The following is a 17930-nucleotide window of genomic DNA, read 5'->3' on the forward strand; positions in this document are numbered from 1 at the left end:
TTGAGCACTCTCTGACTATAAGAACTTTATGTGAATTCAATGAGCGTTCTCGTCGGAACAATGTCACGATCCGATAACAGTTCGGAGGGACGGGGCTAGTCTTCTACCTGTTCCAGCAGGAGTGATTTCACTACGTTCGCTGAGAGTCCTGTCACTTCGCACACTTCCGTCTTCGCCATGCGGGTAGCGAGAAGTTTTCGGATTACCTGCCGGTAAAGGTGATCAACCTCTTCCTGGTCTTTCCGCACCTTCTCTTCAAGCTCTCGAGCTCGAGTGAGCACATCAGCCATATGACGTGGAAGCTGAAAATTTACTGTAGCAGTGAAATCTTGAGATGCCCTTCCAGTCCAAACTGAAGCAAGCTTCTCCGCAGCTCTCCCGACGGAGGTAGCCCTGGCGCTCTGTCCAATCGGGATCAACTTCAGCTCAGGAGATACTGGCGAAGCAATGCTCAGATCTGGCAGAGAAAAGCTCCACCACTTGCCCTCTCGGAAAGCGACTACTCGTAGTTCCTCCACCATCAGCCGCCTGCTCTCGGATCCAGCCCCGCAACCTTCGAAGCCTGAACTATCACAGCGGAACTTACTTCGCCGTAGCCGGACGGCAAAGTAAGTCTATTACCGTCCATATCTTCCCATAATTGGAACCCGTCCTCCTGACTCCGGACATTTCGCCACCCTCGGCACAAGAGTTCCTCACGAACTTTTTCAACCAACTTCGGTTTCATAGGAACATGCTATTCGTTCTGCAACGCCACTCGTGCGCTTCGGAGTGTCTTTTCAAACCATAGACTCCCCGCGGGTGAGACAGTTCATGAAAAACGACTATGTGAGACACCACCATAACCACCAGTCCAACTGATTGAATCCCCCGATTCGAATCACCTGCACAGTCTCTACAAGTTGTGCCTTTCCAAGACTCTCGCTCACCCGTGCCCCTCCGCTCGGTCATACTGGTCGCATGCGACTCATCGGCTATACCCGCGTCTCAACGAAGCAGCAGGATTCCACTCTCCAGGTCTCAGCGCTCGAAGACTGTGGCGTTGAGCGACGCGACATCTTTTCCGATGTCATCACCGGGTCTCGGCCAGCCGTGAAGCGTCCCCAGATGAGGAATCTCCTCGCCTACGCTCAACCGGGCGACATTGTCGTCGTGTGGCGACTCGATCGGCTTGGCCGTTCTCTGCCGGACCTCCTCAAGACCGTCGACGTCCTCACACACCGCGACGTCGGCCTCCGGTCTGTCGTCGACGGCATCGATTCCTCCACTCCCACCGGGCGCCTTATGATCGGGCTGCTCGGGACGCTGGCGGATTATGAGCGTGAACTCATCGCCGAACGGGTGCAAGCCGGTGTCGATGTCGCTCGCGCGCGCGGCACCCGGTTCGGTCGTCCTCCAACCGATCCGGACGTGATTCGGCGCAAGCTCGACATCGTCAATGCCGAACGGGCGAAGGGTCGCACCGCGGCGGAGGCGGCAAAACTCGTTGGCTGGTCTCGAGCAACGCTCTACCGGCATCAGAAAGGGTGACGGAACACCACGCGCTCTCGTCACCCTCTCATCGTCGTCGTTGATCAGCCGACGAGATCCTTTGGATCTCCGCAGTTCGGGCAGACCATTCGTCCACCATCATCGTCGACGTACGCGAGCTGTGCTGCGCACCGGGAACATCGCTTCAGCTCTTCGAATGGGACTGCTGAGGGTTTGGTTGACTCCGGGGTTTATGCCGCCAGGGCGACGGCCTCGTGGTGAACCAGTTCGTATTCAACTGGGGTCAGTTTACCCAAATGCCTCTGCCGACGCTTCCTGTGATAGGTCCTCTCGACCCAGTGCACGATCGCCTTCCGCAACCTCGCTCGCGTGTCCCAGCGACCACGGTCGAGGACGTTCTTCTGCAACACGGCGAAGAACGATTCCATCGCCGCATTGTCGCCAGCAGCTCCGACCCTACCCATCGACCCGACGAGCCCATAATGCCGTACAGCGTGCTGGAATTTTCGGGAACGAAATTGCGACCCGCGGTCGCTGTGAACGAGGCAACCGGCCACGGTTCCAGGCCCGCCGCGACGGGCCACAGCATCCTCGATCGCCGCGACCGCCAGGCGCGATTTCATCCGCGAAGCGATGGCGTATCCGACGATTCTGTTGCTGAACACGTCCTTGACCGCGCACATGTAGAGCTTGCCCTCATCCGTGTGGTGCTCCGTAATGTCGGTGAGCCACACTTCGTTGATCCGGCTTGAGGTGAAGTCGCGTTTGACGAGGTCATCACAGACCGGCGGGCCGGGCTTCTTGCCGTGTTTTCGGGCTCGTTTGATCGTGTGGGAGAACAGTTGCTGCTGAGAGCACAATCGCCACACACGTCGCTCAGACGCCCCGTAGCCGGCAGCATGGAGTTCATCGGCGATGAACCGGTGTCCGAACTCCGGATCGTCCGTATGGACGTCGTAGGCGGCATTGAGCAGGTGTGTCTCGTCCCAGTCCCGGTCCGAGACCGGACGTGCACACCATTGGTAGAACCCTTGCTTCGTAAAGCCGAGCACCCTGCAGGTCACTGCCACCGGGATACCGGTGGCAGCAAGGTCACGGTACCTGCGGGTACATCATTGTGGGTGGTGACCACCGAGCTTCAAGTTCGCTTGCGAGAGATACGCTGCGGCCTCGCGGAGGATCTTGTTCTCCCGCTCAAGCTCGCGGATGCGCTTGAGCGCTGCTGCCTGGGCGCGGGACTCGTCAGGGTCATGCGCGGGCTCAAGGCCGTGCTCACGCAGACGTGCATCACGCACCCAGGCCTGCAGGGCTGATTTCGAGATGCCGAGGTCGGCGCAGACCTGCTTCTGGGTCATCCCGTCGTTGATGAGGTCGAGTGCTGACTACTTGAACTCATCGGTGTAGATCTTTGGCATGACCTCTCACCTTCCTGGAATTTATCCAGTCGTGAAGTCAACCAAACCCTCAGCAGTCCCTGGCGACAAACGTGTACCGCACTTCCGACCTGCAGCACGCGAGTTCACAGCTGGGTCATTCGGAGATCGGTGTAACGAGCAAGCACTACGTTGAACGCGACAATCGCGGGCCGGCTGAAGTCGTCGCAGTCATGGATGAATTCGTGGCGAGCGCCGAAATTGACGATGAAAGCGTGTCGTAAACGTGTCTTTAAAAGCGAACCCGGCCGGATGTAATATCATCCGGCCTGGTGAGAGAGCCCCCTGTCAGACTCGAACTGACGACCTTCGCTTTACAAGAGCGGTGCTCTACCAACTGAGCTAAGGAGGCGGCTGCGCCTCCACGATAGTAGTGCATGCGGGCCATGGGCGACAAAGCCGTCGGACCGCCAGGCGCATTTGTGGTCGAAACACCGAGCAGATTCTGCCGAATCGCCGCATCACGCTCGGCTCTCTGATCACAAACGGGTGACCACACGCCGCTGAGCTTCCAAGGAGCGACCGATCACAGGTCGGCGAGACCGCAGACGAACGGCCGGCCGCACCGGGGCGAGTGCCCGGGTGCGACCGGCCGTGCGGTCTGGGTTGTTCCGGAGGCCGAGACTCCGCGGAGGTACAGCCCCCGCGGACTACCGGGTCAGTTCTGGACTTCGCCGGTGGCCTGGAGGATCTCGACGGCGAGCGCCTGGGCGTCACCGGTCTGCTGGGTCGGCTGGCCGTTGATGAGCACGGTCGGGGTCGCGTCGACGCCCGAGTCGAGGGTCTCCTGCGTGGTGTTGGCGACGTACTTCGCGAAGGTCTGATCCGTCACGCAGCTCGCGATCGTCTGCTCCGGGTCGGCCTGGAGCGGAGCGTTCGTGTCGACGCCGGCATCGGTGGCGACCTGGAGGAGCTCTTCGTCGGTGCGGCCGCTCGTGCCCTCCTGGGGCTGCTGGGCGAACATCGCGGCGAAGAAGTCCGCGGTCTTCTCCGGCTGGGCGTCGACGACGCAGGCGGCGATGTTCGCCGAGCGGGTCGAGTACTCGTTGCCGTTGGAGAAGCGGTCGAGGATCGCGATCGGCTTATACTCGAGCACGATCGAGCCCTCGTTGACGAGGTTCATGAGCATTTCCGTGTTCGTGTCCTCGAACGCCTTGCACGCCGGGCACTGGAAGTCGATGTACGCGGTCACGGTGGCCGCGTTCTCCTTGACGCCGGAGTCGGCGGCGGTCGGCAGGCTCGACTCCTCGCCCTCGGGCATGTTCATCGGCTGGACGACGGTGTTGTCCCTGGCGACGTTGACGCCGCCGGCGACGTAGTTCGAGGGGGAGACGGCCGGCTGCGCCTGCTGCACGATGAGCAGCGTGACGATGACCGCCACGGCGACGACGACCACGCCGATCCCCGAGTAGAGGATCGTCTTGGCGGTCTTCTCCTTCTTCGCCTGAGCTGCTGCGATCTGGCGGGCGTTCTCGCGTGCCTTGTTCCGCCTCTGCTCAGCGGAGTTGTCTTTCGCCATGGTTCCTCACGTTGTCGATCGTCCGACTGGGGCCGGTCCCTGTCGGCGCGCGCCGACTGCAGGACCCGTCGAGCGGTCCATTCCCTCGACGCCCCCACTGTACCGAAACCGTCTGTGGCGCGGCTCCCAGTGAAATTCAAGGTTCAACCACTTCATCCGCCGAGGCGGCAAGCCCCCATGACAGGGCACGCTGGCAGCCGGGCCGGCGGGCATCGCGCGGGAGCGTCGTCGCGTCCGCGATGCGTGCACCCCGGTCATCCCACGCTCACACAGGGCCGGGCAGGTAGGTGAAGGGGCTTTCCGGCAGCGGCCACCAGTTCATCGCCGCCCCCGAGGTGATGACCATGATCGCGAGCACGATGAGCACAGCGATGACCCCGAGAGCGATGAGCCGACCGAGACCGCTGCGGGTGGCCCCGCTGACGAGGAGGCGCGACCCGTAGCGCAGGCTCGCCGCGCCCGGCCCGATCCACAGCACGAGCGCCCCGGCCGCGGCCGCCGCCCACACCGACCACTGCTCGGACAGCTCGCCGGGGACGATGCCGGCGACGTCGAGGCGGGTGAGGACGAGCATGGCGATGCCGGCGACCGCCGGCAGCAGGAACGTCGCGACGGAGGTGAGCACGGAGGCCAGCAGGGCTCCCGGCGCCGAGGCGACCGACCGCAGCGTGCCCCCGCCGTCCTCGCCGCGTTCGTACCGGTACTTCTGGACCTTGTGGTCCAGCCGCGTCGCGGTGCGGGCGAGCACCGACCACGCGAAGGCGAAGGCCGTGATGACGAGCGGGCTGAGCGGGGTGATGGCAACAGCGAAGACGACGAGGGCGAAGACGACCCAGCCGCCGGTGCGCACCGACCGATACGTCATCGGCGCCCACGGCGGATTGTCCGGTCCGCCGGACACGTCGCCGGAAGGTCCACCCGCAGGGCCGGGGCCGCCGTGACCCGCGCCCGGTCCCTGCCGGCTGCCGATGTCAGTACCGGCCATCTGCGAGCCGGGGCCGACCTGGATCGCCCCGTTGGGATTGTGGATCGGCCCGGCTGTCGCCTGGCGCATCGCCCCACCCTGCCCGCCGGCGACCTGACCGGGGTGCTGTCCGGGGGGCTGAGCGAACCGCTGCCGCATCTGCGGCTGTCCCTGCGGGGAGGACAGCGGTCCGCGCATCTGCCCCGGCATCGGACCGGGATGCCCTGGGTTGACCTGGCCCTGGTTGAGCTGGCCCTGCCTGAGCTGTCCTTGGCCGGCCTGTCCCTGATTGAACTGCCCCTGACTGAGCTGTCCGTGGTTGAGCTGCCCCTGACCGGGGGCCCGTCCCTGTCCTGCAAACGGCTGGCCGGGCCCCGGACCCCGACTGCCGCCCTGGGCGAAGGCGGCGGGGTCGGCGATCCGCGTCGGCGGACTGCCGGCACCACCGGAGCCCATCGCCCCGGCAGCTGCCCCGAGGCCAGCCCCACCGACAGCCCCAGCACCGCCAGCCGCCGCACCGCCTGCCGCCGCAGCCCCGCCGGGGTACCCGCCGCGCAGCGACCCGCGTCCCTCAGCGGTGTCCTCGACGGCCGGCATGACGGCGGTGCGCTGCACGGAGCCCTGACCGGACCCCGATCCGAGCTGCGGGGGCCGGCCCGACTCGATGTCGACGAGCGCGTCGAGGATCATCTGACCGCTCGGGCGCCGCTCCGGCTTCGGATCGAGGCACGCCTTGAGCAGGGGGATGAAGTTGCGGGGGGTGTCGTCGAGGTCGAACTTGCCCATCGCGACGCGACCGAGCACCGCCTCGAGGGGGCCGGCACCGTACGGGTTGCGTCCGGTCGCCGCGAACGCCATCGTCGCAGCCCACCCCCACCAGTCGGTCTTCTCACTGGAGGCCTTGCCGTCGGCGATCTCCGGGGACAGGTAGCCGGGGGTGCCCATGACGAGCCCGGTGGCCGTCACCCGCACCTCGTCGGCGACCTGGGCGATGCCGAAGTCGATGACCATCGGCTCGCCGTCCATGATCATGACGTTTGCGGGTTTGAGGTCACGGTGGATGACACCGGAGTCGTGGACGGCGCCGAGGGCGTCGAGCAGGGCATGGCCGAAGTGGACGAGCTCGTCCTCAGCGAAGGGACCGTTCTCCCGCACGTCGTCGGACAGGGTCTGCCCGTCGACGAATTCGGTGATGATGAACGGCTGCGCGGAGTCGAGTTCGGCGTCGAGCACCTCGGCGATGCGGGGGTGGCGGATCCGCCGCAGCGTGCGCACCTCCCGGGCCAGCCGTTTGCGCGCGGTCTCGTCACCGGCGATGTGCGGGTGGAGGACTTTGACGGCCACAGGATTGTTGCCGCCGTCGACACCGAGGTAGACGACGCCCATGCCGCCCGAGCCGAGCTCCTCGATGAGGCGGTAGCCTCCCAGATCCTGAACCATCACGGTCACAAGGGTAGTCGAGCGAGTAGAGTTCGTTCCAAGCAACGACACATGAGGAGGCGCAGATGAGCACCGTCGACGCCACTGAGAACGCGACTGCGGACACGTACGGCGACAGCGATTTCGTCGTCGTGGCCAACAGGCTTCCCGTCGACCGCGACGCCAGCGACCCGGACCGGGAATGGCGCACTTCACCAGGAGGTTTGGTCACCGCGGTGGCCCCGGTGATGAAGGCGCAGGAGGGGGCGTGGATCGGCTGGACCGGTGTGCCCGACGTCGAGTTCGAGCCCTTCGACATCGACGGCATGCACCTCATCCCCGTGACGCTGACAAATGAGGATGTCCTCAGGTACTACGAAGGGTTTTCCAACGCCACCCTGTGGCCCCTCTACCACGACGTCATCGCCCCGCCGGAGTACCACCGGACGTGGTGGGATGCGTATGTGCGGGTCAATGAGCGCTTCGCGGCCAAGGTCGCCGAGGTGGCGGCGAAGTCCGCGACCGTGTGGGTCCACGACTACCAGCTCCAGCTCGTCCCGCAGCTCGTGCGCCGGATGCGCCCGGATCTGGAGATCGGCTTCTTCAACCACATCCCGTTCCCGCCGTTCGAGCTCTTCGCGCAGCTGCCGTGGCGCGACGAGATCCTCCGCGGCCTCCTCGGCGCCGACCTCATCGGCTTCCAGCGGCCCGCGGATGCGGCGAACTTCCGGCGCGCGGTGCGCGGTCGCCTCGGCTTCCAGACGAAGGGGTCGACGGTCACCGTCCCCGCCGGTGACGAACTGCCCGCGCATCTCGTGCGCGCCGAGGCGTTCCCCATCTCGATCGACACCCCCTACCTCGAGGAGCTCGCCCGGGATCCGGCGATCATCGAGCGCGCCGCCCAGATCCGCGAGGAGGTCGGCAACCCGAAGGTCATCATGCTCGGCGTCGACCGGATGGACTACACGAAGGGCATCCGGCACCGCCTCAAGGCGTACGGGGAGCTCCTCGCCGAAGGCCGGCTCAACGTCGAGGACGTCGTCCTCATCCAGATCGCCACCCCGTCGCGGGAGCGCCTCGAGCAGTACAAGCTCATCCGCCACGACGTCGAACTCGCCGTCGGCCGGATCAACGGCGAACAGGCCGACATCGGCACGATCGCCGTCCACTACCTCCACCACTCCTATCCGCGCGATGAGATGACGGCGTTCTTCATCGCCGCCGACGTCATGCTCGTCACCGCCCTGCGCGACGGCATGAACCTCGTGGCCAAGGAGTACGTCGCGTGCCGCCTCGACGACGACGGCGCGCTCGTCCTCTCGGAGTTCGCCGGTGCCGCCGAGCAGCTCGCCGGCGCCGTCCTCGTCAACCCGCATGACATCGGCAACCTCAAGGCCGGCATCATGGAGGCCGTCACCATGGACCCGAAGGCCCGGGCCCGGCGGATGCGGCAGATGCGCAAGAAGGTCAAGACCGACACCGTGACCGCCTGGTCGAAGCGCTTCCTCGGCGAGCTCGAAGCCATCCGCGCCAATCCTGAGGCCGTCGTCCCGGACCGTCCGGCGACCGCGGGGCGTCCTGCCGCCCAGCCGCCGGCCCCCGAGGCGGTGCCCGTGACCCCCGTGGCAGCGGCTCCCGCGTCGACCCCGACAGCATCGACGTCGACGCCGACCCGACCCGCCGCACCGGCGTCGAGCGCCGAGCAGCCGCCGCCCGCCCCTGAATCCCGTTCCGCGACTTAGGAGACCCCGTGACCTCGGACTCGACCTCGATGCCGCCTGCCGTTTCCGATCCACTCGTGCCCCCGCTCGTCGATCCCGGCGAGATCGATCTGCGCCCCCTCGCCGAGGCGGACGTCCTCCTCGTCGCCCTCGACTTCGACGGGGTGCTCGCCCCCCTGCAGGACGATCCCTCCCGCAGCCGGGTGGTGCCCGCCTCGGCGGAGGCGATCGCCGAGCTCGCCCGGCTGCCGCGCACCCAGCTCGCCCTCGTCTCCGGTCGTGACGTCGAGACGCTGCGCAGGCTCGCCTCTCCCCCGCCGGAGACGATGATCGTCGGCTCCCACGGGGCGGAGATCGACCTCGGCGACGGCAGCGACGATGCAGGCGCGACTCCGGCGGAGGCTCCCGGCGCCGAGGTGAGTATCGACAACGCCGGGGACAGCGATGACGAGGCGGCAGCCGAGCAGCGGGCCGCGGAGGCGAGCGCCCTGACGAACGACGAGACCGCTCTGCTCGCCGCGATCGATGACCACCTCACCGAGCTCGCCCGGGTCAGCGACCGCGACGGCTTCGACCTGCGCATCGAGTACAAGCCGTACTCGCGGACCGTCCACACCCGGGGCATGGCGCCGGGACTGGCGAAGGAGCTGCGCACCCACGTCGTCGCCGTCCAGTCCGAGCACGGGGGCATCCGCGTCATCGAAGGCCACGACATCACCGAACTCGCCGTGAGTCAGGCGACGAAGGGCACCGGCATCCGCGCCCTCGTCGGCGCCGTCGACCCGACCGCCGCGCTCTACCTCGGCGATGACATCACCGACGAGGACGCCTTCGCGGAACTGGCCGACATGGACGACGAGCTCACCGGGGTGGGCATCAAGGTCGGGGAGGCACCGACGCAGGCCGAGTTCCGCGTCGCCGATCCCGACGCCGTCGCCGCGCTGCTCACCCGGCTCGCCGAGCAGCGGCGCGGGGTCACCGCCGCTGCGGGGGAACCGCACTCGCCCGCAGGACGAGATCAGGAGTGACGGAGTAGTCGACCCGCGCCGCGTTGCCGGGATTCGCGATCATCGCGAGCACCTCGTCGAGAGCGGATGCCGCGACCGTCTCCCAGTCGTAGCTGACCTGGGACAGGGGCGGGGCGATGACATCGGCGTCGGGCATGTCGCCGACCGTGAGCAGTGAGAGGTCCCGGGGCACATCGAGTCGGGCCCGCGCAGCCGCCTCGAGGATGCCGAACGACAGGGACGGGGCACACGCGATGACGGCGGTGCAGCCGATGTCGAGGAGCTCCTCGGCGGCCGCGACTCCGGCCATCGGGCCGCCTGCGGCTTCGACGACGGGGGCCTGATCGCGGGTCGCCGGGATGTGGAGGACCGCGGCCATCGACTTCCGGAATCCCGCGATGCGCGCGGCCGCCGCCGTGTCCCGGAGCACCGCGAGCCCGATCCGCCGGTGCCCGAGGTGGACGAGATGCTGGACCGCGGTGGCGATGCCGTCGGTGGCGTCGAGGATGATCCGTGAGAGACCGTCGCCGTGCCGGGCGTTCGAGACGCGGATGAGCGGCAGTCCCCGCCCGGAGAGCCGGGCCGCGAGCGCTCCGGCAGCACCCCCGCCGAGGACGATCGCCCCCGCGATCTGCGGGCCCGCCGTCCGCGTGGAACCGAGCGCGGACGCCCCGGCGGCCGCTGGCCCGGCGTCATCGCGGGGTGGTCCGACGAGGCACTCGGTGAGCTGGTCGAGGCGGTCGGCCTCGGCTTCGACGTGGACGACGGCGATGCCCTGGGCGAACATCCGGTTGGTGAGGATCTCGAAGAGATGCGTGTACGGGTCGACGTTGCCGGCCGGGGCGGCGGGGCGCACGAGCGCGATGAGGGGCACCGCGGCGGACTCCGCCGCCGGGACCTCGACGCCGAGGACCGCGAGCGCCTGCCGCACCGCGGCCAGGGAGGGCCCGGAGACGGCCTGCGGGTCGCGCAGGGCCCGGGAGACCGTGGCCTTCGAGACACCGGCGAGGTCGGCGATGTCGGCGAGGCGGACCTGCCGGGACTGACCGGCGCTCACTGCCGGGCCGCCGCGGTCGAGCCCCTGGCCAGGAGCCGGGGACGGAAGACGGGCGGCACCGACGGCAGCGGCGCATCGGTGAGCTTGAGCGTGCTCAGGGTGGCGTCGATGAGGGCGGTGGAGAGACCGTCGACGTCGATGCCGAGCACGGTCGCCGGTGGGCCGGTGAACTTCATCGTCGGGGAGTCCCCGAAGCCGACGAGCGACATGTCGCGCGGCACCTGGAGGTGCCGGTTGCGCAGCCCGTGGAGCGCCCCGTGGAGTTGGAGGGCCGATTGGACGATGACGGCCGTGCACGTGGCGTCCTTGAGTTCGAGGACCGCCCGCGACCCGCCGGAGAACGACTTCGGCACCGGGGCGATCCAGTCCTCGAGCGGCAGACCGAAGGAGCGTGCGGGGTGTTCGGCGAGGAACCGCTTGATCAGCTGCGCGGCGAGCTCGCCGGTGTCGTTGCAGATCAGTCCGATGCGGCGGTGGCCGATCGCCCGCAGATGCTCGAACGCCGTCGTCATTCCCCCGCCGAGGTCGAGGCGGGCGGCGATGATGTCGCCGCTGGCGTTCTCCCCGCCGCCGGCCGACTGCTCGTCGACGCGGATGCAGGGGATCGTCGTCTCCAGGGAGGTCAGCGTCGGGGTGACGAGAGCAACGGCACCGGCCGCGATCGCGAGGTCGAGCGGGGCCGACTCCGTCTCCACCGGCGGGCGAGTGATGAGCAGGCCGCGGTCCTGCAGCGCGGTGGCGACCCGGGTGCACACCTGCGTCTGCCAGTACTCGGGGTTGCCTGGGGCGCCGACGGCCACGAGCCGCCGCGGCGCATCGGGCAGCAGCGTCGAACGGGTGTAGCCGAGGGCGTCCATCGCCTCGAGGACGGCGGTGCGCGTCGTCGCCGCGACGGTGCCGCGGCGCCCGATGACCCGCGAGACCGTCGCCAGCGACACTCCCGCCCGGGCGGCGACCTCCTCCAGCGTGACCCTCATACCGCGAGTGTACGGTCAGTGGCCGGCCCACCGGGAACTGCGCCCGGGCCGCCCGGCCGACCGTCACCGGCGTCGTGGCCGGAACCGTGCAGGGAACCGCGCCCCGCACGCAGGGACACTGCCGTGGGCACCCGGGCCCCACCTCGGCGCGAGGGCCTTCCCGGATCGCACGCCGATCCGCCTGATTCCCGACAAGGCACCTGGTTGCGTTCAGCCCGCCCTCAGGCGGACGGGCGGGGCCTGTCACAGTGCTGAGAATCACTCTACGCCGTGTCGAATTTCCTATCTCCCCCCTGCGCGCACCGCATAGGATGGTGAGTGTTGGGCAACTCCGCCGGGAAACCGGCGATCATCTGCTCACGATCGATGGAGAAGGAGTTGGCATGTCAACAGTGTCGTTGAACGGTCTCAGCCACGTGTATGAGAACACCGTGTCGCCCTCGGTCCATCCGTTCAATCTCTTCATCGACGACGGCGAGTTCCTCGTCCTCTACGGCCCGTCCGGGTCGGGCAAGTCGACGATCCTGCGGATGCTCCACGGACTCGAGGCACCGAAGTCGGGCACGATCCTCATCGACGGCGTCGACGTCACGCACGCGGCGGTCAACGACCGCGATGTCACGCTGGCGCTCGAGTCCTACGCCCTCTACCCGCATATGAGCGTGCGCGACAACCTCGGGTTCGCCCTCCGCGTCGACGGCCTGCCCGGCGAGGAGATCGCCGCCCGCGTCGAATCCGTGGCCGCGACGATCGGGCTGAGCGACCTCCTCGACGCCGTTCCCGGTGATCTCTCCCCGCTCCAGCGGCAGACGATCGCCCTGGCCCGCGCGGTCGTGCGCCAGCCGAAGGTCCTCATCATGGACGAACCCGTCGTCAACCTCGTGCCCGAGCACCAGGCCGACACGATCCGCCTCATCAAGGGCCTCCAGCAGGACTTCGGGCTGACGACGCTCTACGCGACGTCGAACCTCGAGGACGCGAAGGTCCTCGGCGACCGCATCGCCTTCCTCGACCGCGGTCGGCTCATCGGCGTCGAGAAGCCGGAAGTCGCCGAGGCGCTCGTCGCCTCCGCCGCCGACCCGGAGGTCTGAGCCGTGCCCGGTTCCCCGGGCGCATCGGCCACTCCCCCGACCGAGACCGGCCCGCTCATCCACACCATCGACCCCGCCGACCAGGCGGCGCTCGCAGACCTGCCCTGGGAGCTCCCGCTCGAGGACTGGCCGGCCGACATCATCGGCGGGATCCCCCGCGGCATCTCCCGGCACATCGTCCGGTTCATCGAGAACGGCGCCGAGGTGCTCGCGATCAAGGAGACCGAGGACCGGCAGGCGCTGCGGGAGTTCGACATCCTCGGCGTGCTCGAGAACCTCGACGTGCCCAGCGTCGAACCGCGGGCCTACATCACCGGCCGCCGCACCCCCGACGGCGAACCTCTGCCCGGGGCGCTCGTCACCTCGCACCTCGACTTCTCCCTGCCGTACCGGGCGCTGTTCTCCCGGTCGCTGGCCGAGGACACGGCCGGTCGCCTCGTCGACGCTCTCGCCGTGCTGCTCGCCCGGCTCCACCTCGTCGGGTTCTACTGGGGCGATGTCTCCCTGTCGAACACGCTCTTCCGGCGGGACGCCGACGCCTATGCCGCGTACGTCGTCGATGCCGAGACCGGGGAGCTTCACGACCGCCTGTCCGACGGGCAGCGGGAGATGGATCTGCGGATCGCGCGGACGAACATCGCCGGGGACTTCCTCGACCTCCAGGCCGCCGGGCTCATCGAGGCCTCGGTCGATCCGCTCGCCGCCGGCGACCGCCTCTACGAGGCGTACAACGGCCTGTGGGCCGAGCTCACCCGAGTCGAGGAGTTCTCCGTCAACGAACGGTGGCGCATCGACGAGCGGATCCGTCGGCTCAACGACCTCGGCTTCGACCTCGGCGAGCTCACGGTGACGACGGACCTCGACGGGGTCAGCCTCCTCGTCGAACCGAAGGTCGTCGAACCCAACCACCATTCCCGGCGCCTGCTGCGGCTGACGGGGATCGGGGCGAACGAGAACCAGGCGCGGGCGATGCTCAACGACCTCGATTCGTACCGGACGGCTCCCGGGTTCACCGGGGGTGCGCACGGCTCGGGTGAGCACCATGCGGAGCTGAGCGAGGAGGAGGCCGCGCGGATCTGGCTCGACGAGGTCTACAAGCCGCTGTTCGGAGCGATCCCGGACAGCCTGATGAACAAGCTCGAAGCGGGGCAGATCTTCTACGAGTTCGCCGAGCACCGGCGGGTCATGGCCCACGCCCGGCAGCGCGACATCCCGCTGCGGGAGGCGATCGCGTACTTCATCATGGACGATCTCGCGAAGCTGCCCGACGAATCCCGGTACGTCCAGCCCCCACCGCGGTGAGGTGCCCCGCGGACGCGGCGGCGGTGACGCGGACGGCAGGGCGAACCTCGGTGAGGTGAACTAGGGTGAGCGCAACGGCACCCGCGGGCAGGCACCTCGCGGGCGCGCACCACCGCACCCTGACCGGCGACGATGCCGGACGGAAAGGACCTCCGATGACCCCGGATCCCACCATGCCGACGAACGCGGCCAATCCGTCGATCCCCTCGCTGTTCGACCTCAGCGGGCGCACCGCCGTCGTCGTCGGTGCCGGGTCCGGGCTCGGGCAGGCGAGCGCGCTCGGCCTCGCCGATGCCGGCGCCCACGTCATCGCCGCCGACCTCTATGCCGACGGCGCCGCCGAGACCGTCCGCCTCATCACCGAGCGCACCGGCACGGGCCGGCACGACGGTGCGGGCCGACACGACGACACGGCCGGCGGGGCCGGTTCGGGCGGCGGGCGACACGGGCTCGGCGCGCACGCGGCTGACACACAGGGCGGGGCCGGCGATGCCCGTTCGGACGGCGCCCGCGGGGAGGACCGGGGCAGCGCCGAGGCCGCCGTCGTCGACATCACCGACCCGGCATCCGTCGACGCGCTCGTCGCCGCCCACCCTGATGCCGAGGTCCTCGTCATCACCCCCGGGGCGAACGTCCGCAAACGCCTGACGGCGACGACCGACGACGAGTTCGATCGGGTCATCGACATCAACCTCAAGGGCACCTACCGGCTGATGCGCGGGTTCGGCGCGCAGATGGCGCAGCGCGGGCGCGGGTCGATCGTCACCTACGCGTCGTTCAGAGCGCTCACCGTCGAACCGGGCCAGGGCCTCTACGCGGCGGCGAAGGCCGGGGTCGTCCAGCTGACGAAGACGCTCGCGAGCGAACTCGGCCCCGATGGCGTGCGGGTCAACGCGATCCTCCCCGGCCCGTTCGACACTCCCCTGACGCAGCAGATCAAAGCCGACGAGACGTGGTGGGAGGCCTACGCGGACAAGACGGCGCTGGGCCGGTGGGGCCGCCTCCACGAGATCGCCGGACCGGTTCTCTTCCTCGCCTCCGACGCGTCCTCGTACGTGACCGGCACCTCCCAGCTCGTCGACGGCGGCTGGATGGCCCACGACGGACGGTTCACCCCCGACGTGTGAGCCCATCCCTCCGGAACCGCCCGTCCACCACCACTGCCCCGCCAGTCCCTCGCCGGACGGCCGTCCGGTACGACGCTCCCTGCACGATCACCCCAGGACGACCCCCTGCGTCACTCTCCACGGACCACACCCTGCCTGACCGGATCGGTCCGACCGCCTCGGCGAATGTGATCTGAACCTCATCGAACCCGTCCACTGCGGGCGTCGTCCCAGGTGTGAGGCGGTTCACCCCGATCACGATCAAACCTCGGTGTCAGCGGCCTGTGAACGACATGTGACAATGGCTCAATGAGTTCTCCGCAGCACACGCCTGCCCCACCGTCGGGGCAGGGCACAGGAATCGTCCGCCAATTGGGACGACGCAAGTCGATCACGAGCATGATCAAGGACACCGAGGATGCGAACTCGAAGGAGCTGCGGCGCACCTTCGGTGTCTTCCAGCTGACGATGATCAGCGTCGGCGCGACGCTCGGCACCGGCATCCTCGTCATCCTCGGCGAGGCCGTGCCGATCGCCGGGCCCGGGGTGTGGATCGCGTTCATCCTCGCCGGTGTCACGGCACTGCTCTCGGCCGTCAGCTACGCGGAGATGGCGGGCATGGTGCCCGTCTCGGGGTCGAGCTACTCGTACACGTACGCGACTCTCGGCGAGGGCGTGGCCTGGGTCTGCGGGTGGTGCCTCGTCCTCGAGTACGCCGTGTCCGTCGCCGCGGTCGCCGTCGGTGCGGCCGACTACGTCAACGAGACGCTGCGGATCTTCGGACTCGAGCTGCCCCCGGCACTCGCCTCGGGGCCCGAGCAGCCTGGTGGGGTCATCAATCTCTCCGCCCTCATCGTCGTGGCACTCGCCACGATCCTGCTCATGCGCGGGGCGAAGGAGTCCGGCATCGTCAACACGATCATCGTGTTCGTCAAGATCGGCATCCTCGTCTTCTTCTCGATCGTCGCGTTCACCGCGTTCCAGGCCGGGAACTTCGAACCGCTGCTGCCGATGGGCGCGGCCGGAGTCACGGCGGCGGCCTCGGTCGTCTTCTTCTCCTACATCGGCTTCGACGCCGCCTCGACCGCCGGTGAGGAGGCGAAGAACCCGAAGCGGGATCTGCCGCGGGCGATCATCCTCTCGATGGTCATCGTCACGACGATGTACGTCCTCGTCGCCGTCACCGCGATCGGCGCCAGGGAGTGGGAGTGGTTCGAGACCTCGACGGCTCCGCTCGTCCAGATCGTCCATGAGATCACGCAGTCGAACTTCGCGGTCTTCCTCTTCGCCGCCTCCTCGGTGCTCGCGATCTTCTCCGTCGTCATCACCGTCCTCTACGGACAGTCGCGCATCCTGCTGACGATGTCGCGCGACGGCATGGTCCCGCGCCTCTTCGGCGTCGTCTCCCCGCGCACCGGCACTCCGCTCGTCGGCACGCTCGTCACCGGCACCCTCGTCGCGATCACCGCGGCGCTCATCCCGCTCGGCGAGCTCGCGAACGCGACGAGCATCGGCACGCTCTTCGCGTTCTGCCTCGTCAACGTCGCCGTCATCTACCTGCGCGTGACGAAGCCGCAGCTCGAGCGGACCTTCAAGGCACCGCTGGGGTACACGATCCCCGTGCTCGGCGCACTCGCCTGTGCGTTCCTCATGCTCAACCTCGGCGGCGTGACCTGGGCGGTCTTCGGCATCTGGATGCTCGTCGGGGCGCTCATCTACTTCGGCTACAGCCGCCGCCACTCCCGGGTCGGCGCGATGAGCGAGCAGGACTACCGCACGAGCCTCGACGCCTGAGGGACGCTCTCACCCTTGCGGCGGTCACCCGAAGGGCGCATCTGCTCGGCGCCCAGAGGGCCGGCAGCGCCCGGGCGGTGGCTGAAAACGCTCACGCCCGACGGGCGCGGGCGACCTCGTAGAGACTCACGGCTGCGGCGATGCCGGCGTTGAGCGATTCGGTCGTCGCGGCGATCGGGATCGAGACGATCTGGTCGCACTTGTCGGCGATGAGGCGTGAGAGGCCCTTGCCCTCGGAGCCGACGACGATGCACAGCGGGTCGTTGCTGAAGGTGAGCTCGGGCAGGTCGACGTCGCCGTCCATGTCGAGGCCGACGACGAAGACGCCCTGCTTCTTCAGCTCGTCGATCGCGCGGGCGAGGTTGACGACCTGCGCGACCTTGATCCGCGAGGCGGCCCCGGCGGAAGTCTTCCAGGCCGCCGCCGTCATCGATGCCGCGCGGCGTTCGGGGATGATGACCCCGTGCCCGCCGAAGGCCGCGACGGAGCGGACGATCGCGCCGAGGTTGCGCGGATCCGTGATGCCGTCGAGGGCGACGATGAGCGGAGCCTCGCCCCGGTCGGCGGCGAACTCGAGGAGGTCGCGGGGATCGGCGTAGTCATACGGCGGGATCTGCAGGGCGATGCCCTGGTGGATCGCGTCGTCGGTGAGCCGGTCGAGGTCGGAGCGGCTGGCCTCGAGCATCGAGATGCCGCGGGCCGAGGCGAGCTTGATCGCCTCTTTGACCCGGTCGTCGGAGTCGATGCGGCTGGCCACGTAGAGCGCGGTCGCCGGCACCTCCTCACGGAGTGCTTCGACGACGGAGTTGCGCCCGGCGACCATGTTCGGCCCGAGCTCCTTCTTCTTCCGCTTCGCCTGCGCCGAGGCGTTGGCGGCCCGCTTCGCCTGCGCGGCCTTGTGCGCCTTGTGGTAGACGCGGTCCTCGGCCTTGGGCGTGGGCCCCTTGCCCTGCAGGCTGCGGCGGTGCTTGCCGCCGGATCCCTTGGGCGGGCCCTTCTTCTTCGACCCGCCGGAGCGTGGGTTGGAAGCCATGTCAGTCCTCTTGGTT

At 68.2% G+C, this 17930-nt stretch carries 12 protein-coding genes, 1 tRNA gene and 1 pseudogene; 7 read left to right on the plus strand and 7 right to left on the minus strand.

Translation table 11 applies throughout. From position 1 onward, the window contains the following. Positions 1-960: 960 nt before the first annotated feature. A complete protein-coding gene (locus ACFQ91_RS01440; protein WP_211978801.1) occupies positions 961-1530 on the plus strand; it encodes a recombinase family protein in 570 nt (189 codons plus the stop codon). Between the two features lie 191 nt (positions 1531-1721). On the opposite strand, the pseudogene ACFQ91_RS01445 reads toward ACFQ91_RS01440, so the two are convergent. The 4 genes and pseudogenes from ACFQ91_RS01445 to ACFQ91_RS01460 all read right to left on the minus strand — a co-directional run bounded on the left by ACFQ91_RS01445 (position 1722) and on the right by ACFQ91_RS01460 (position 6847). Beyond that, a pseudogene (locus ACFQ91_RS01445) lies at positions 1722-2858 on the minus strand (IS3 family transposase). A gap of 345 nt (positions 2859-3203) precedes the next feature. Further along, positions 3204-3276 (minus strand) — tRNA-Thr (locus tag ACFQ91_RS01450). A 306-nt stretch (positions 3277-3582) separates the two neighbouring features. Then, the gene (locus ACFQ91_RS01455) at positions 3583-4443 is read right to left on the minus strand and encodes a thioredoxin domain-containing protein (RefSeq protein ID WP_211978800.1); all 861 of its coding nucleotides are present in this window, start codon (positions 4441-4443) and stop codon (positions 3583-3585) included. 265 nt (positions 4444-4708) lie between these two features. Beyond that, positions 4709-6847 (minus strand): protein kinase, encoded by a 2139-nt coding sequence (locus tag ACFQ91_RS01460; protein ID WP_376870153.1) that lies wholly within the window; start codon positions 6845-6847, stop codon positions 4709-4711. 65 nt (positions 6848-6912) lie between these two features. Here ACFQ91_RS01460 and ACFQ91_RS01465 point away from each other — a divergent pair, with 65 nt between their 5' ends. Both ACFQ91_RS01465 and ACFQ91_RS01470 read left to right on the plus strand, forming a co-directional pair. After that, entirely contained in the window at positions 6913-8568 is a 1656-nt protein-coding gene (locus ACFQ91_RS01465) for a trehalose-6-phosphate synthase (protein ID WP_376870116.1), read from the plus strand. 8 nt (positions 8569-8576) lie between these two features. After that, positions 8577-9575 carry a trehalose-phosphatase gene (locus ACFQ91_RS01470; RefSeq protein WP_376870115.1) on the plus strand — a complete coding sequence of 333 codons (999 nt, stop codon included), beginning with the start codon at positions 8577-8579 and terminating at the stop codon, positions 9573-9575. Here the strand turns inward: ACFQ91_RS01470 and ACFQ91_RS01475 are convergent. Continuing rightward, entirely contained in the window at positions 9523-10611 is a 1089-nt protein-coding gene (locus ACFQ91_RS01475) for a LacI family DNA-binding transcriptional regulator (protein WP_376870114.1), read from the minus strand. The two genes, ACFQ91_RS01470 and ACFQ91_RS01475, sit on opposite strands and share 53 nt — an antisense overlap. Further along, entirely contained in the window at positions 10608-11588 is a 981-nt protein-coding gene (locus ACFQ91_RS01480) for a LacI family DNA-binding transcriptional regulator (RefSeq protein ID WP_198499599.1), read from the minus strand. The genes ACFQ91_RS01475 and ACFQ91_RS01480 overlap by 4 nt, the downstream gene beginning before the upstream one ends. Positions 11589-11971: 383 nt before the next feature. Between ACFQ91_RS01480 and ACFQ91_RS01485 the strand changes: the two genes are divergently transcribed. The 4 genes from ACFQ91_RS01485 to ACFQ91_RS01500 all read left to right on the plus strand — a co-directional run bounded on the left by ACFQ91_RS01485 (position 11972) and on the right by ACFQ91_RS01500 (position 16881). After that, on the plus strand, positions 11972-12679 hold the full coding sequence (locus tag ACFQ91_RS01485) for an ABC transporter ATP-binding protein (RefSeq protein WP_376870113.1): 708 nt from the start codon (positions 11972-11974) through the stop codon (positions 12677-12679). Positions 12680-12682: 3 nt separating this feature from the next. Then, positions 12683-13981 carry a DUF4032 domain-containing protein gene (locus tag ACFQ91_RS01490; protein WP_376870112.1) on the plus strand — a complete coding sequence of 433 codons (1299 nt, stop codon included), beginning with the start codon at positions 12683-12685 and terminating at the stop codon, positions 13979-13981. Between the two features lie 155 nt (positions 13982-14136). Next, positions 14137-15108 carry an SDR family NAD(P)-dependent oxidoreductase gene (locus tag ACFQ91_RS01495; protein ID WP_376870111.1) on the plus strand — a complete coding sequence of 324 codons (972 nt, stop codon included), beginning with the start codon at positions 14137-14139 and terminating at the stop codon, positions 15106-15108. Between the two features lie 288 nt (positions 15109-15396). Next, positions 15397-16881, plus strand: coding sequence for an amino acid permease (locus ACFQ91_RS01500; protein ID WP_211978794.1), 1485 nt, complete (start codon positions 15397-15399; stop codon positions 16879-16881). A 91-nt stretch (positions 16882-16972) separates the two neighbouring features. On the opposite strand, the gene rlmB is transcribed toward ACFQ91_RS01500, so the two are convergent. Continuing rightward, complete coding sequence (gene rlmB, locus ACFQ91_RS01505; protein ID WP_211978793.1) at positions 16973-17914, minus strand: 23S rRNA (guanosine(2251)-2'-O)-methyltransferase RlmB; 942 nt, start codon at positions 17912-17914, stop codon at positions 16973-16975. Between the last annotated feature and the right edge of the window lie 16 nt (positions 17915-17930).

It is taken from the genome of Brevibacterium sp. NPDC056726 (genome assembly GCF_042790515.1).
Lineage (GTDB): Bacteria > Actinomycetota > Actinomycetes > Actinomycetales > Brevibacteriaceae > Brevibacterium > Brevibacterium sanguinis.

Bases quoted from the DNA above. Each gene is read 5' to 3' on its own strand.
- ACFQ91_RS01440 (WP_211978801.1), top strand. From the start codon at position 961: ATGCGACTCATCGGCTATACCCGCGTCTCAACGAAGCAGCAGGATTCC.
- ACFQ91_RS01455 (WP_211978800.1), bottom strand. From the start codon at position 4,443: ATGGCGAAAGACAACTCCGCTGAGCAGAGGCGGAACAAGGCACGCGAG.
- ACFQ91_RS01460 (WP_376870153.1), bottom strand. From the start codon at position 6,847: ATGGTTCAGGATCTGGGAGGCTACCGCCTCATCGAGGAGCTCGGCTCG.
- ACFQ91_RS01465 (WP_376870116.1), top strand. From the start codon at position 6,913: ATGAGCACCGTCGACGCCACTGAGAACGCGACTGCGGACACGTACGGC.
- ACFQ91_RS01480 (WP_198499599.1), bottom strand. From the start codon at position 11,588: ATGAGGGTCACGCTGGAGGAGGTCGCCGCCCGGGCGGGAGTGTCGCTG.
- ACFQ91_RS01485 (WP_376870113.1), top strand. From the start codon at position 11,972: ATGTCAACAGTGTCGTTGAACGGTCTCAGCCACGTGTATGAGAACACC.
- ACFQ91_RS01495 (WP_376870111.1), top strand. From the start codon at position 14,137: ATGACCCCGGATCCCACCATGCCGACGAACGCGGCCAATCCGTCGATC.
- ACFQ91_RS01500 (WP_211978794.1), top strand. From the start codon at position 15,397: ATGAGTTCTCCGCAGCACACGCCTGCCCCACCGTCGGGGCAGGGCACA.
- rlmB (WP_211978793.1), bottom strand. From the start codon at position 17,914: ATGGCTTCCAACCCACGCTCCGGCGGGTCGAAGAAGAAGGGCCCGCCC.